The 13,764-nt window shown below is 67.1% G+C and carries 13 protein-coding genes; 12 read left to right on the top strand and 1 reads right to left on the bottom strand.

What is annotated here, in order from left to right; genetic code table 11:
- Positions 1-3: 3 nt before the first annotated feature.
- The 5 genes from LX70_RS04650 to murB all read left to right on the top strand — a co-directional run bounded on the left by LX70_RS04650 (position 4) and on the right by murB (position 4,161).
- On the top strand, positions 4-1,197 hold the full coding sequence (locus LX70_RS04650; RefSeq protein WP_105513313.1) for an APC family permease: 1,194 nt from the start codon (positions 4-6) through the stop codon (positions 1,195-1,197).
- The gene (locus LX70_RS04645) at positions 1,194-1,463 is read left to right on the top strand and encodes a DUF2484 family protein (RefSeq protein ID WP_105513312.1); all 270 of its coding nucleotides are present in this window, start codon (positions 1,194-1,196) and stop codon (positions 1,461-1,463) included. The genes LX70_RS04650 and LX70_RS04645 overlap by 4 nt, the downstream gene beginning before the upstream one ends.
- Positions 1,460-1,708 (top strand): DUF2484 family protein, encoded by a 249-nt coding sequence (locus LX70_RS04640; RefSeq protein ID WP_105513311.1) that lies wholly within the window; start codon positions 1,460-1,462, stop codon positions 1,706-1,708. The genes LX70_RS04645 and LX70_RS04640 overlap by 4 nt, the downstream gene beginning before the upstream one ends.
- A gap of 273 nt (positions 1,709-1,981) precedes the next feature.
- Entirely contained in the window at positions 1,982-3,022 is a 1,041-nt protein-coding gene (locus LX70_RS04635; RefSeq protein WP_105513310.1) for a hypothetical protein, read from the top strand.
- 218 nt (positions 3,023-3,240) lie between these two features.
- Positions 3,241-4,161 (top strand): UDP-N-acetylmuramate dehydrogenase, encoded by a 921-nt coding sequence (gene murB / locus LX70_RS04630; protein WP_105513309.1) that lies wholly within the window; start codon positions 3,241-3,243, stop codon positions 4,159-4,161.
- Here the strand turns inward: murB and LX70_RS04625 are convergent, their stop codons facing one another.
- A complete protein-coding gene (locus LX70_RS04625; RefSeq protein WP_105513607.1) occupies positions 4,162-4,833 on the bottom strand; it encodes a MarC family protein in 672 nt (223 codons plus the stop codon).
- 148 nt (positions 4,834-4,981) lie between these two features.
- Here LX70_RS04625 and LX70_RS04620 point away from each other — a divergent pair, with 148 nt between their 5' ends.
- From LX70_RS04620 to recN, 7 genes are all read left to right on the top strand, one after another.
- Complete coding sequence (locus LX70_RS04620) at positions 4,982-5,905, top strand: D-alanine--D-alanine ligase (protein ID WP_211301659.1); 924 nt, start codon at positions 4,982-4,984, stop codon at positions 5,903-5,905.
- The gene (locus LX70_RS04615; protein ID WP_105513307.1) at positions 5,893-6,807 is read left to right on the top strand and encodes a cell division protein FtsQ/DivIB; all 915 of its coding nucleotides are present in this window, start codon (positions 5,893-5,895) and stop codon (positions 6,805-6,807) included. Before LX70_RS04620 ends, LX70_RS04615 begins: the two co-directional genes overlap by 13 nt.
- A complete protein-coding gene (ftsA, locus tag LX70_RS04610) occupies positions 6,804-8,135 on the top strand; it encodes a cell division protein FtsA (protein WP_105513306.1) in 1,332 nt (443 codons plus the stop codon). Before LX70_RS04615 ends, ftsA begins: the two co-directional genes overlap by 4 nt.
- A 170-nt stretch (positions 8,136-8,305) precedes the next feature.
- Positions 8,306-9,949, top strand: coding sequence for a cell division protein FtsZ (gene ftsZ / locus LX70_RS04605; protein WP_105513305.1), 1,644 nt, complete (start codon positions 8,306-8,308; stop codon positions 9,947-9,949).
- 215 nt (positions 9,950-10,164) lie between these two features.
- A complete protein-coding gene (lpxC, locus tag LX70_RS04600) occupies positions 10,165-11,085 on the top strand; it encodes a UDP-3-O-acyl-N-acetylglucosamine deacetylase (protein WP_105513304.1) in 921 nt (306 codons plus the stop codon).
- A gap of 136 nt (positions 11,086-11,221) precedes the next feature.
- Positions 11,222-12,064, top strand: coding sequence for an outer membrane protein assembly factor BamD (locus LX70_RS04595; protein WP_105513303.1), 843 nt, complete (start codon positions 11,222-11,224; stop codon positions 12,062-12,064).
- Positions 12,065-12,103: 39 nt separating this feature from the next.
- Positions 12,104-13,747 carry a DNA repair protein RecN gene (gene recN / locus LX70_RS04590; RefSeq protein ID WP_105513302.1) on the top strand — a complete coding sequence of 548 codons (1,644 nt, stop codon included), beginning with the start codon at positions 12,104-12,106 and terminating at the stop codon, positions 13,745-13,747.
- Positions 13,748-13,764 lie beyond the last annotated feature (17 nt).

The following is a 13,764-nucleotide window of genomic DNA, read 5'->3' as shown; positions in this document are numbered from 1 at the left end:
CGGGTGGCTGCGGGCCTGAAACGACGCCTCGGGCCTGGGCTCCTGATCGCCTATGGCGTCGGCGTCATGGTGGGCGCCGGGATCTATGTGCTGACCGGGGCGGCGGCGGGGGCGGCCGGGCTCTGGGCGCCGCTGGCCTTTCTACTCGCCGGGCTCGTCGCGGTGCCCTCGGCGCTGTCCTTTGCCGAGCTTGCGTCGCGCATCCCCGAAGCGGCGGGCGACAGTTCCTATGTCGAGGTCGGCCTTGGCCAGCACTGGCTTGCGATGCTGGTGGGCGCGATCAACGTCCTCGCCGGAACGGTCGCCGCCGCGGCAGTGCTGCGGGGAGGGGTCGGTTATCTTACCTCGATCGTACCCATCCCCTTCGACTGGGCGGTGGTCGGGCTTGGCATCGCGCTGACCGGGGTTGCCATCGTCGGCGTCCTTGAAAGCCTGACTTTCGCCGCCTTTCTGACGGTGATCGAGGTCGCGGGCCTCCTTCTTGTGATCGGCGCGGGCTTTGCCGCCGAACCTGTGGAGGCATGGCGCCTGCCGATGCCCGCGCCGGAATGGGCCGGGATCGCCGCCGCGACGACCTTTGCCTTCTTCGCCTTTGTCGGCTTTGACGACCTCGTCAACATGGCCGAGGAGTCGAAGCAGCCGGAACGTAATCTGCCGCGCGCGATCCTGTGGTCGCTGGCGATCACGGCGGTCCTTTACGCGCTGGTTTCGCTTGCCGCCGTCCGGGCGGTCCCGCGTGAGGCGCTCGCCGTCTCCGAGCGGCCGCTGGCGCTGGTCTGGGAAGCCGGGACCGGGACCAGTGCCGCCTTTCTTGCCGCCATCGCCGTCGCGGCGGCGCTGAACGGCATCCTTGCGCAGATCGTGATGGCCTCGCGCGTGATCTTCGGTCTTGGCAAGTGGTCGCCCGCGCTGATGACCTTCCGCCGCGCGCACCCGACCTTCGGCACGCCAGTCCGCGCGACGCTGGTGGTCGGGGTGGCTGTCATAGCCGCCGCGCTCACGCTGCCGGTGGCGCTTCTGGCCGAGATCACGACGCTGGCGCTTCTGGTGGTCTTTGCCATCGTCAACGCGGCGCTGATCGGGGCGAAGAGGAAGCGGCCGGCGGCGCCCTTTGTGGTGGCCGCCGTGGTCCCTTGGATCGGCATGTTCGGCTGCATCCTCGCCTTCGCGGCGGCGATTTGGGCGCGGTCGGGATGAGCCTGCCCGTCGTCCTGTCCTGTCTCTGGGTCCTTGCCGCCGCCCTCGTGGCGCTCTTGCCGATGCGGCGGCAATTCGCGCCGGGCTTCGTCCTTCTGGCGATGGTGCCGGTGCTGATCGTCTGGCTGGCGGTGACCTATGGGGTCTGGGCCGGGGTGGCGATCCTTGCCGTTTTTGTGTCGATGTTCCGCAGGCCGTTGATATACCTTGCAAAACGGGCGATGGGCCGGGTCCCGCCGCGGCCGTCCGGGGATGATGGCGCATGAACGGGTCGCTTGTCCTCGCCTGCCTCTGGGCCACCACCGCGACGCTGATCGCGATGCTGCCCTCGCGCGACAAGCACTGGCGCGCGGCCTATCTTCTGATCGCCATCGGCATCCCGATCCTTGGCTGGGTGACCTGGCAGAACGGCCCCTGGATCGGGCTGATCGTCCTTGGCGCCGGCGCCTCCATCCTGCGCTGGCCGCTGATCTATCTCTGGCGGCGCGTCCGGCGGCGGCGCCGCGCCTGAGCGTTCGGCCGCGTCGGGAGGGCGGTGGGGTTTGCGTAGGGGGCGTGTAGGGGATCTGTAGCTACAGATGTGGTTGCCCGGAGGCGGGGTTTCGGGGAAGGTTCGGGGATGGTGAGAGCGGATGACATACGGGATAGGGAAAGCCTGAGGGAGTGGTTGGAGGGGAGACCTCCCACAGCCGCCGCTTTAGTCGCAATCCGGGCAGTGTGCCGGGTAGTGCCGGTCTTTGGTAGCGCACTTTCGGAGCAGTGGGCGAATGAAGTAGGCGCTTCAATGCTTCCTATGTTCCGGCTTATCCTCAACTCCACAGTTGCCATCCGGTCAGACGATACCGAGAAGGACACAGTTGGTCCCATCAGTGCAGCCTACGATGATCCCCTGTATCATGCCGCCGAAGCTGCGGGAAATGACCGTGCTGCACATGCAATTGAGGCGTGTCGAGGCGCTGCTGATGCTGCGGATCTTGTCCACCAATATAGCAGGTTGGCGGGCGATGATGAGTTTGATCTTGCAGGCATGGCGAGGGGAAACGCGTCGCAGGTCGTGGATATCACGGCGCGATCTGCGTGGGGGATCAACGGGATTTGGGAGCAAGTGCGCGAAGATGCGCGTCTGAGCGAAGCAGAGGAGGATTCGTTCAAGAGGAGATTGTGGTCGGTTCCGCATCCCGATTGGTTCGGGCGCAGAGATGAGCAGATGCGCGCAATTTGGATGAAGGAAGGCGCGGAGATTTGGTCATTCTGGCTGCGCTGGTGGGACGGGGTCGTGTCGGGCAGGCCATTGCCGTGGGACTTGCAGGAGAAGGTCGCCCTCATCCCGGACGAGGTCTGGGACCAGGGCGCGGAGGCGGTCGCGGCGGAGATTGCGCGGATTGAGGAGCAGTTCCGGCTACAGCATGAGGTTGCGCGACTGAACGAGGAGCTTGCGGTGGCTCGGGCCGATATCGTTGCCTTGACGAACCGTGGTCACAACAACCCGCCGGAACTGCTTCACCCTGTCGGCGAGATTGAGCGGCACGCTAATGAGATTGGTGCCGCTCTCAACGAGGCGGAAGCTGAACTGGCACGGGCGGCCCCCCGTGCGGCGGTGCTCAACAGGGTCGGGCGAGTGCTTCTTTCGATTTCGGCGAAGTCACTTGCCTACTGCGCATCGCTTGGCGATGCCGTGCTGAAAAAGGCCGCTGAGGAACTTGGATCGTCCGGCGCGAAAGCTCTGATAGGGGCAGGTCTGGTCGGATGGGTGTCGCATCTGGAGGCGGTACAGGAATTGGCGCGCGCACTGCGGGCATTCGCGCAGATGTTCGGATCTGGGTAGCTTATCTGGGGTGGTTTCGGTCACCACCGCTCCCTTCCATCCCCCGTCGCGCAAGCGACGGACCGCGCCCGCCCGCCCCCAGGCGGGTGCGGTTCCGCCCCCGCCCCGGTCGGGCGCGGTCCGTCGGGTGGCTCGGTTGACGGAAGGGCGGGGCCGGGCGCTGCCCTTGCCGCACTGTCCGCTTGCCTTCACGTTCCACCCATCTTAACCACCCATCCATGACCCTGACCCTTCCCCCCGTGCGTGGCGCGTTGACGCCGGAGCGCCCCCTGGCCGACCTCACCTGGCTGCGTGTAGGCGGCCCGGCGGAGTGGCTGTTTCAGCCGGCGGACCTCGACGACCTGTCGGCGTTCCTCGGCGCCCTTCCCGCCGATGTGCCGGTCTTTCCGATGGGGGTCGGGTCGAACCTGATCGTCCGGGATGGCGGCATCAGGGGGGTGGTGATCCGGCTTGGGCGCGGGTTCAACGGGATCGCGGTCGCGGGCGACCGCGTCACTGCCGGGGCGGCCGCGCTTGATGCCCATGTGGCGCGCCGGGCGGCGGAGGCGGGGGTGGACCTCACGTTCCTGCGCACCATCCCCGGTGCCATCGGCGGCGCGGTCAGGATGAACGCGGGCTGCTATGGCAGCTACACGGCCGATCACTTCGTTCAGGCGACGGTCGTCCTGCGCGACGGGACCGTCACCACGATCGGGCGCGACGAGGCGGGCTTTGGCTACCGCCACTCGACCCTCCCCGAAGGGGCGGTGATCGTCGAGGCGGTGCTTGAGGGCGCGGCGGGCGATCCGGCGGCGCTTGAGGCGAAGATGGCCGACCAGCTGGCCAGACGCGACGCGACCCAGCCGGTCAAGGACCGTTCCGCCGGGTCGACCTTCCGCAACCCGGCTGGCTTTTCCTCGACCGGGCGGGCGGATGACGTGCATGACCTGAAGGCCTGGTCGCTGATCGACCGGGCGGGGCTGCGCGGGCATCGTCTTGGCGGTGCGCAGATGAGCGAGAAGCATCCCAACTTCCTGATCAACACCGGCGGGGCGAGCGCCGCCGATCTGGAAGGTTTGGGCGAATGGGTCCGTGCCCGCGTGAAGGAGATGAGCGGGCATGACCTGCAATGGGAAGTGATCCGCGTCGGCGAGCGCTGATCACTTCTCTGGCGCGGGCGCGACCAGCGGCGCGTCGGCTGCGGCAGGCACGTCGATAAGGTTCAGCGAGGTCAGCCCGCCCACGACCGAATCCACCGCGACCGTGGCCAGGATGATCCCCATCACCCGGCTGATGATCGAGGCCCCGGTGCGCCCGATCAGCTTGTGCAGCTTCGTGGCCAGCAACAAAAGCCCCAGCGTGAAGGCCAGCACCAGAAGCAGAAGCCCCGCCGTCACCGCCTGATCGGCGATGGAGTTGCGGTGATTGTCGGTCAGGATCACCACCGCCAGCATCGCGCCGGGCGAGGCGATGGAGGGCATGGCAAGGGGAAAGACCGCGCCGTCGAGATGGTCGCGCTCTGCCTGCCCGATCTCTGACTCCGGCTTGGATTCGCCGAAGATCATCGTCAGCGCGAAGAGGAAAAGGATGATCCCGCCCGCGATCTGGAATGAGCCGAGCCGCATCCCGATGGATTCCATAAGGATCTGGCCGCCCGCCAGGAATACCATCAGCACGATCGCCGCGACCAAGACCGCGCGGATCGCAAGCCGGGCGTGCAGGCGGCGCGGGACATGGGCGGTGACGTAGAGAAAGACCGGCAGCGACCCCACCGGGTCGATGACCACGAAGAGGATGATGAACTCCCGTATCAGGCCCTGCCAGTCCACCATTTCGATATCCCTTTCGCGCGATCCCATCCTCACATAGGCAAGGTCGGGCTGTCGCGCAAATTCCGAATGAAAAAGGGCTTTTGCGATTCGCCGGAAGCCGTTAGAGTAGGCGGAGAAACCCGGTCAAACCGGGAATGAAAGGCAAGACGTGGCGGGTATGTCGAGCAGGGCAGCCCCCAAAGTGGCGGTACTGATGGGCGGACGCTCTGCCGAGCGGGACGTTTCGCTGTCAAGCGGGCGCGAATGCGCCGCAGCCCTTCGGGAGGCGGGATTTGAGGTGGTCGAGCTGGATGCCGGCCCCGACCTTTCCGCGCGCCTGTCGCAGATCAAGCCGGATGTCTGTTTCAACGCCCTTCACGGCCGCTGGGGTGAGGATGGCTGCGTCCAGGGGATGCTGGAATGGATGGGGATGCCCTATACCCATTCGGGCGTCCTTGCCTCGGCGCTGGCCATGGACAAGACCCGCGCGAAAGAGGCGTTCCGCGCGGCGGGTCTGCCGGTGGCCGACAGTGTCGTCGCCGACCGGGATGAGGTGATGGCCCGCCATGTGATGCCGCCGCCCTATGTCGCGAAGCCCAATAACGAAGGGTCTTCGGTCGGGGTCTATATCGTCACGAAAGACGCCAATACGCCGCCGAAATTCGGCCCCGAGATGCCCGAAAGCGTCATCGTCGAGGAATATGTTCCGGGGCGGGAACTGACCGTGGCGGTGCTGGGCGACCGGGCGCTTTGCGTGACGGAAATCGTGACCGCGGGCTGGTACGACTATCACGCGAAATACGACGAGGGCGGGTCGCGCCATGTCTGCCCGGCCGAGATCCCCGAAGAGATCGCGGCGGCCTGTCTGGCGATTTCGGTCAAGGCGCATAATGCCGTCGGGTGCCGGGGGCTGAGCCGCTGTGACTTTCGCTGGGACGACACACGGGGGCTGGCGGGGCTTTACCTGCTTGAGATCAACACACAGCCGGGGATGACGCCGACCTCTCTCGCGCCTGAACAGGCGGCGGTGGGGGGCATGTCCTTCCCGGAGCTTTGCCGCTGGATCGTGGAGGACGCCTCATGTGGCCGCTAGGGCGCGCCAATGCCGGGGCGCGGGCGCGCTACCGCGAGGAAAGCCGCCGTGAGCGGCGCGATCCCGCCCCCTCGCGCCTGTCCTACAAGATGGAGCGTCTGCGCCTGACGCCGGGTTTCCGGCTTGGCCTGCGGGTCGGGCTGCCCTTCGTGCTGGCCTTCACGGGCGTCACCGTCTGGCTGTCGGATGCCGACCGGCGCGCCGCCATCGTGCAAAGCTACGAGGAAATGCGCACCAGCGTCGAGGAGCGGCCGGAATTCATGGTCGCCATGATGTCGGTCGAGGGCGCGTCGGACCCGGTCGCGGCGGCGATCCGGTCGATGATGCCGGTCGATCTGCCGGTGTCGTCCTTCCGGCTGGACCTGCCGGCGATGCGGGCGGCGATTGAACAGATCGACGCGGTGGCCAATGCGGATCTGGTGATCCGCAAGGGCGGCGTACTTGAGGTGCGGGTGACCGAACGCCAGCCCGCGATCCTGTGGCGCAGCGCCACGGGGCTTGAGATGCTGGACACGACCGGCCACCGGGTTGCCACGCTGATCGACCGCGCCGCGCGGCCCGACCTGCCGGTGATCGCCGGGCAGGGGGCGGACGACCATGTGGCCGAGGCGCTGACGATCTTTGCCGCGACCGGGCCGCTTGGCCCGCGCGTGCGCGGCCTTGTCTGGATCGGCGAGCGGCGCTGGGACGTGGTGCTGGACCGGGGGCAGCGTATCCTTCTGCCCGAGGACGCTCCGGTCCCCGCGCTGCAACGGGTGATCGCGCTGGACAGCGCGCAAGACATGATGGGGCGCGACCTGACCGTCGTCGACATGCGCAATACCGCGCGTCCGACGGTCCGGCTTGGCGCCGGAGCAAGCGAATTTCTGACCAGCCAAGTGACCGGGGTTTCCGCACCATGACCGACCTCTACCAATCCCAGCGCGCGATGCGGAACATGCGGCGGGCCGCGCTTCAGCGGGGCCTTGTCGCGGTGCTTGACGTCGGCTCGTCGAAGATCGCCTGCCTTGTGCTGAAATTCGACCCGCTGGACGAGATGCGCGAGGATGGCCTTGGCTCCCTTGCCGGGCAGTCGCAGTTCCGCGTCATCGGCGCGGCCACCACGCGGTCACGCGGCGTGCGCTTCGGCGAGGTCGACGCGATGCAGGAGACGGAGCGCGCGATCCGCACCGCCGTGCAGGCGGCGCAGAAGATGGCGCAGACGCGGGTCGATCACGTCATCGCCTGCTTTTCCGGCGCCAAGCCGCGCAGCTACGGGCTGGCGGGGGAAACCGAGCTGCCGGAAGGGCAGGTGAGCGAGCAGGACGTGGCGCGCGTGCTGGCGTCCTGCGATGTCCCCGATTTCGGGCCTGGGCGTGAGGTGCTGCACGCCCATCCGGTGAATTTCGCCATCGACCATAGGTCGGGCTTTGGCGATCCGCGCGGCCATGTGGGCAACAAGCTTGCTGCCGACATGCACCTTCTGACCATCGACACCGGCGCGGTGCAGAACCTGCTTTACTGCATCAAGCGCTGCGATCTGGAAATCGCGGGGATCGCGTCCTCTGCCTATGTCTCGGGTCTGGCGAGCCTTGTGGAGGATGAACAGGAACTGGGCGCGGCCTGCATCGACATGGGCGGCGGCGCGACGGGGCTGTCGATCTTCTTCAAGAAGCACATGATCTTTTCCGAAAGCGTGCGGTTGGGCGGCGATCACGTTTCTTCCGACATCTCCAAGGGGCTTCGGGTGCCGATGGCGGTGGCCGAGCGGATCAAGACCATCCATGGCGGGGTTCACGCCACCGGCATGGACGACCGTGAGATGATCGAGATCGGCGCCGATTGCGGCGACTGGGAAAAGGACCGCCGCAAGGTCAGCCGCACCGAACTGATCGGCATCATGCGCCCGCGGGTGGAGGAGATCCTGGAAGAGGTTCGCGCCATCCTCGACGCGGCCGGGTTCGACCAGTTGCCAAGCCAGCAGATCGTGCTGACGGGGGGCGCAAGCCAGATCCCCGGTCTGGACATGCTGGCGGCGCGAATCCTCGGCCAGAACGTGCGACTCGGCCGTCCGCTTCGCGTTCAGGGCTTGCCGCAGGCGGCGACGGGGCCGTCGTTCTCTTCAACCGTGGGTCTGTGTCTGTTCGCCGCACACCCGCAAGACGAGTGGTGGGATTTCGAGATTCCGGCCGAACGCTACCCGGCCCGGTCGCTGCGCAGGGCCATGAAATGGTTTAAAGACAACTGGTAATCTCACGATCTTGATGTGTCGGCAAGATGCCGCTTACGAGTTGAGTTGCAACACCATATTTTGTGCAAATGTGGCGATTTTGGGGTGACCTTAGGCGAAGACCTCAGTAAAATCGCCGAAATGCGGGACAAGACCCGGCTTTGACCGGGGCAACGACAGGCGGATAGGATATGGCATTGAATTTGACGATGACGGAGCGGGAAGATCTCAAGCCGCGGATCACGGTATTCGGGGTCGGCGGGGCTGGCGGCAATGCCGTCAACAACATGATCGAAAAGCAGCTCGAAGGCGTCGAGTTCGTGGTCGCGAATACCGATGCCCAGGCGCTGGCGCAAAGCCAGGCGCCCGCCCGCATCCAGATGGGTGTCCGCGTGACCGAGGGTCTGGGCGCGGGCGCGCGGCCGTCGGTCGGGTCCGCCGCCGCCGAGGAAACCATCGAGGAGATCGTCGATCACCTCGCGGGCGCGCATATGTGCTTCATCACCGCCGGGATGGGCGGCGGCACCGGCACCGGCGCTGCCCCGATCATCGCGCAGGCCGCGCGGGAGCTGGGCGTGCTGACCGTCGGCGTCGTCACCAAGCCGTTCCAGTTCGAGGGCGCCAAGCGGATGCGTCAGGCCGAAGAGGGGCTTGAGGCGCTGCAAAAGGTCGTCGACACGCTCATCATCATCCCGAACCAGAACCTGTTCCGTCTCGCCAACGAAAAGACCACCTTCACCGAAGCCTTCGCGCTGGCCGACGACGTTCTTTATCAGGGCGTCAAGGGCGTGACCGACCTCATGGTGCGTCCGGGCCTTATCAACCTCGACTTCGCCGACGTCCGCGCGGTGATGGACGAGATGGGCAAGGCCATGATGGGGACCGGCGAGGCCGCGGGCGAGGATCGCGCGATCCAGGCCGCCGAGAAGGCGATCGCCAACCCGCTTCTGGACGAGATCAGCCTGAAGGGCGCCAAGGGCGTTCTCATCAACATCACCGGCGGCACGGACCTTACGCTCTTCGAACTGGACGAGGCCGCGAACCGCATCCGCGAGGAAGTGGACCCGGACGCCAATATCATCGTCGGCTCCACGCTCGACGATGCGATGGAAGGCAATATGCGGGTGTCGGTCGTGGCGACGGGTATCGACGCGTCGATGTCGCAGCTTGACGTCCCGACGCCGCGCCGCCGCATGGCCGAGCCGCTGACCGCGCCGGAACAGGTCCATATCGCGCATGAACCCGCGCGCGCGCCGGACAACGCCTTCCAGCTTGGCCGCGACGACCGGGCCGAGGCCCCGCGCGAAGAGGCGCCGCGCGCCGCCGAGCCGCGGACGCTGTTCGATGACGATGCCGCCGACGACGATCTGCCGCCGCCGGTCTATCGCCCGACCAGCGCCCGCCCCGCGCCCGAGACGCTGCATGTCGAGGATGAGGCGGAAAGCTTCGTCGCCCCGCGCGCCCGCGCGCCCGGCACCCCGACGCCCGAGGCGATGGCCCGGCTTCAGGCCGCCGTCAACCGCCAGCCGCAGCCCGGCCAGCAACGCGCCGCCGCGCCGCAGCCGCAGGCCCCGATGGCCGCGCGCCCGCAGCAGCAGGCCGCCGCCGGTGGCCAGCATCCGTCGCGGATGCCGGAAAAGCCGCGCTTTGGCATCAACACGCTTCTGAACCGGATGGCCGGTCATGCCGAGGGCGGCGCCGCCCCGGCCCCGCGCCAGCAGCCCGCGGTGCGCCCGCAACCCAAGGTCAGCTCGTCCTTCGACGAAGATCAGGAGGCCGATCCAGACCAGGAGCGGATCGAAATCCCGGCCTTCCTGCGCCGTCAGGCAAACTGACGCAAGGTCACGGGTGAGGATGAGGGGCCGGAGCGATCCGGCCCTTTTCCTTTTGTATCAACGGGTTGCGTGGCGCCGCCGCGCCCCCGCGCGGGGTTCCGCCGCTGCGCCGAATCATTGTTACATTCCGTTGCAAAGAGTGAGTTGAGATAAATTCGAACGACCTCTAGGTCATGTCTGCAACAAAAGGGGCCCATCAAGGGCTACAGGCAGACGTGCAGACGACGATCAAATCAGCGGTCAGCTTCTCTGGCGCCGGGCTTCATTCCGGGCAACGGGCGCGCATGACCATTCGTCCGGCCTCGGCCGAATACGGGATCTGGTTCCGCCGGACCGATGTGATCGGCCGCGACCCGATGGTCCCGGCGCGCTGGGACGCGGTCCCCTCTGCAAAGCTTTGCACCCTGATCGCCAATGCCGAGGGCGTCGAGGTTTCGACCATCGAACACGTCATGGCGGCGCTGGCCGGTTGCGGCATCCATAACGCGCTGGTGGAGATCGACGGGCCTGAGGTGCCGATCCTCGACGGGTCCTCCGCGCCCTTCGTCGCGGGTATCCTGTCGCGCGGGGTGCGCGTTCTTGACGCACCGCTGCGCTGCTTCGAACTGCGTGAGGTGGTCGAGGTGCGTGAAGGCGACGCCTTTGCCCGGCTGGAACCGGCCGAAACGCTTGAGATCGACTTCGAGATCGACTTTGTCGATGCCGCCATCGGCCATCAGCACAAGCACCTTGTCATGGCCAACGGCACCTTCCTGCGCGAACTGTCGGATTGCCGTACCTTCTGCCGTCAGGCCGATGTGGATTTCATGCGTGACAACGGGCTTGCGCTGGGCGGGACCTATGAAAACGCCGTCGTCGTCGATGGCGAACGGGTCCTGTCGCCGGGCGGGCTGCGGCGCAAGGACGAACCCGTGCGCCACAAGATGCTGGACGCGCTGGGCGATCTGGCGCTGGCCGGGGCGCCGATCCTGGGCCGCTATACCGGCTATCGCGCGGGCCATGCGATGACCAATCGCCTGCTGCGCGCGCTCTTCGCCCGGCCCGAGGCCTATGGCCTGGTCGAATGCGGACCGGAGCGTCGCCGCCTGTTGCCCGGAAGCAGCATTTCCAAGGCCGATATCGCCGCCGTCGCCTGACGCCTCTGGCGCGCGATTGGCGTTTTGCGCAGGCTATTTATCTGTGCTAGGACGGGGCGAACCGGTTCGGGGCGCGTGGGGAATTACCCCCTCTTCGGGCGGGGATAAGGGAAAGCAGAGACGGGGTAGGCAGGTCATGAGTCGGGCCAAATCAACGGCAAATCTTGTCGGCTCGCTGACGCTGGCCATCGTTCTGGCGGGCTGCGCCGGGAAGGGGACCCAGGAGGTCGCCCTTGAGGACATGGACGCCGAGCAGATCTACAAGCTGGGCGAGGCGGAACTGGCCAATGCCAAGCGGCCTGATGGCGCGATCCGCTATTTCAGCGAGGTGGAACGCCTTTACCCCTATTCCGAATGGGCCAAGCGCGCGCTGATCATGGAGGCCTATGGCTATCACAAGGCGCGCAAGTACGAAGACAGCCGCGCCACCGCGCAGCGCTACCTCGACACCTATCCGGGGTCCGAGGACGCGGCCTATGCCAGCTATCTTCTGGCGCTGTCCTATTACGACCAGATCGACGATGTCGGCCGCGATCAGGGCCTGACCTTTCAGGCGCTTCAGGCGCTGCGCGCGGTGATCGAGCAATATCCGGACAGCGAATACGCCAAATCGGCGATCCTGAAATTCGACCTCGCCTTCGACCACCTCGCCGGCAAGGAGATGGAGATCGGGCGCTACTACCTCAAGAAAGAATTCTATTCCGCCGCGATCAACCGTTTCCGCGTGGTGGTCGAACAATACCAGACGACAAGCCAGACGCCCGAGGCGCTTTACCGTCTGATCGAATGCTACCTCTCGCTTGGCCTCACGGATGAGGCGCAGACGGCGGGGGCGATCCTCGGCCACAACTTCCAGTCCACGATCTGGTATGAGGATGCCTACAAGCTGCTGACCAAGCAGGGGCTTGAGATGAAGGTCCGGGGCGACAGCTGGCTGGCCAAGGTCTATCGTCAGGTGGTCAAGGGCGAATGGCTGTGATCGGGGGATGGGCGGATCGCCCATCCTACGGGGTCGGCGGTGCTGCGCGCGCTTGAAATCAGGGACATGTTGCTGATCGACCGGCTGGAGCTTGCCTTCCAGCCGGGTCTGAACGTGCTGACCGGGGAAACCGGGGCGGGCAAGTCGATCCTTCTTGATTGTCTGGGCTTCGTGCTGGGTTGGCGCGGGCGGGCGGAGCTGGTCCGCGCCGGTGCCGCGCAGGGCGAGGTGACGGCGGTCTTCGATCTGGCGCCGGGCCATCCGGCGCGGGCGGTTCTGGAAGAGGCCGGGCTTGAGCCGGGGGAGGAGTTGATCCTGCGCCGCGTCAACAGCACCGATGGCCGCAAGACCGCCTGGGTGAATGACCGGCGCACCTCGGGCGAGGTGCTGCGCGCGTTGTCCGATACTTTGGTGGAGCTTCATGGCCAGCATGACGACCGCGGGCTTTTGAACCCGCGCGGGCATCGCGCGCTTCTTGACGCCTTCGCGGGGTCCGATACGGGCGTGGTTCGCGCGGCCTGGGGCGCGGCGCAGGGCGCGCGCAAGGCGCTGGCGGCGGCCGAGGCGGCGCTGGCCGAGATGCGGGCAGAGGAGGACTACCTGCGTCATGCGGTGGGGGAACTGGACGCGCTTGACCCGCAGCCGGGGGAGGAGGCGGAGCTGGACGCGCGGCGCCGCCTGATGCAGGGTGCGGCGCGGATCCGCGAGGATGTGGCGCGGGCCTTTCAGGCGCTGGGGCCGGAGGGGGCCGAGGGGCTGATGGGCGACGCGGCGCGCTGGCTTGACGGGGCGGCGGACAAGGCCGAAGGCGCGCTGGACGAGGCGATCGGGGCGCTTGGCCGCGCGATCACCGAGCTGGGGGAGGCCGCGCAGGGCGTGGAACGCGCGCTCGATACCCTCAGCTTCGATCCGCATGAGTTGGAAAGGGTGGAGGAGCGGCTGTTCGCGATCCGGGGGCTGGCGCGCAAGCATGGCGTGCAGGCCGACGATCTGGGCGGTTTCGCCGACGATCTGCGCACCCGTTTGCAGGCGCTGGACGGTGGGGCTGCGAATATCGGCACGCTGCGGGGCGCGGTGGACAAGGCCGAGGCCGGGTATGACGCCGCCGCGACGGCGCTGAGCGAGACGCGGCGTGAGGCGGCCGGGCGGCTCGACACCGCCATCGCCGCCGAACTTGCGCCCCTGAAGATGGAGCGCGCGCATTTCGAAACGGTGCTGAGCGCGGGGGAGGCCGGGCCGGAGGGGCGCGATCAGGTCGAATTCACCGTCGCCACCAACCCCGGCGCGCCGTCCGGGCCGTTGAACCGGATCGCCTCGGGCGGGGAGTTGTCGCGGTTCCTGCTGGCGCTGAAAGTCTGTCTGGCGCGCGGGCAGGCGGGGCAGACGCTGATCTTCGACGAGATCGACCGGGGCGTCGGAGGGGCGACGGCGGATGCGGTCGGGCGGCGGCTGGCGCGGCTGGCCGAGGGGGCGCAGATCCTGGTTGTCACCCATTCGCCGCAGGTCGCGGCGCGCGGCGCGCATCACTGGCGGGTGGCAAAGCATGTGTCGGGCGGCATGACGACATCGACCGTCACCGCGCTGGATGAAACCGCGCGGCTGGATGAGGTGGCGCGGATGCTGTCGGGTGAGAACATCACCGAGGCGGCGCGGGAAGCCGCCCGCGCGCTCCTGTCGGATTAGAACATTCCGGCCCGGTG

The organism is Albidovulum denitrificans (assembly GCF_002973535.1).
Classification (GTDB): Bacteria; Pseudomonadota; Alphaproteobacteria; order Rhodobacterales; family Rhodobacteraceae; genus Albidovulum; species Albidovulum denitrificans.
This window is presented reverse-complemented; position numbering and strand designations above follow the sequence as displayed.

What these genes read in the sequence shown, in the direction of transcription:
- LX70_RS04645 (WP_105513312.1), top strand. Translation starts at nt 1,194, where the DNA reads ATGAGCCTGCCCGTCGTCCTGTCCTGTCTCTGGGTCCTTGCCGCCGCC.
- LX70_RS04640 (WP_105513311.1), top strand. Translation starts at nt 1,460, where the DNA reads ATGAACGGGTCGCTTGTCCTCGCCTGCCTCTGGGCCACCACCGCGACG.
- LX70_RS04635 (WP_105513310.1), top strand. Translation starts at nt 1,982, where the DNA reads ATGCTTCCTATGTTCCGGCTTATCCTCAACTCCACAGTTGCCATCCGG.
- murB (WP_105513309.1), top strand. Translation starts at nt 3,241, where the DNA reads ATGACCCTGACCCTTCCCCCCGTGCGTGGCGCGTTGACGCCGGAGCGC.
- LX70_RS04625 (WP_105513607.1), bottom strand. Translation starts at nt 4,833, where the DNA reads ATGGTGGACTGGCAGGGCCTGATACGGGAGTTCATCATCCTCTTCGTG.
- LX70_RS04615 (WP_105513307.1), top strand. Translation starts at nt 5,893, where the DNA reads ATGTGGCCGCTAGGGCGCGCCAATGCCGGGGCGCGGGCGCGCTACCGC.
- ftsA (WP_105513306.1), top strand. Translation starts at nt 6,804, where the DNA reads ATGACCGACCTCTACCAATCCCAGCGCGCGATGCGGAACATGCGGCGG.
- ftsZ (WP_105513305.1), top strand. Translation starts at nt 8,306, where the DNA reads ATGGCATTGAATTTGACGATGACGGAGCGGGAAGATCTCAAGCCGCGG.
- LX70_RS04595 (WP_105513303.1), top strand. Translation starts at nt 11,222, where the DNA reads ATGAGTCGGGCCAAATCAACGGCAAATCTTGTCGGCTCGCTGACGCTG.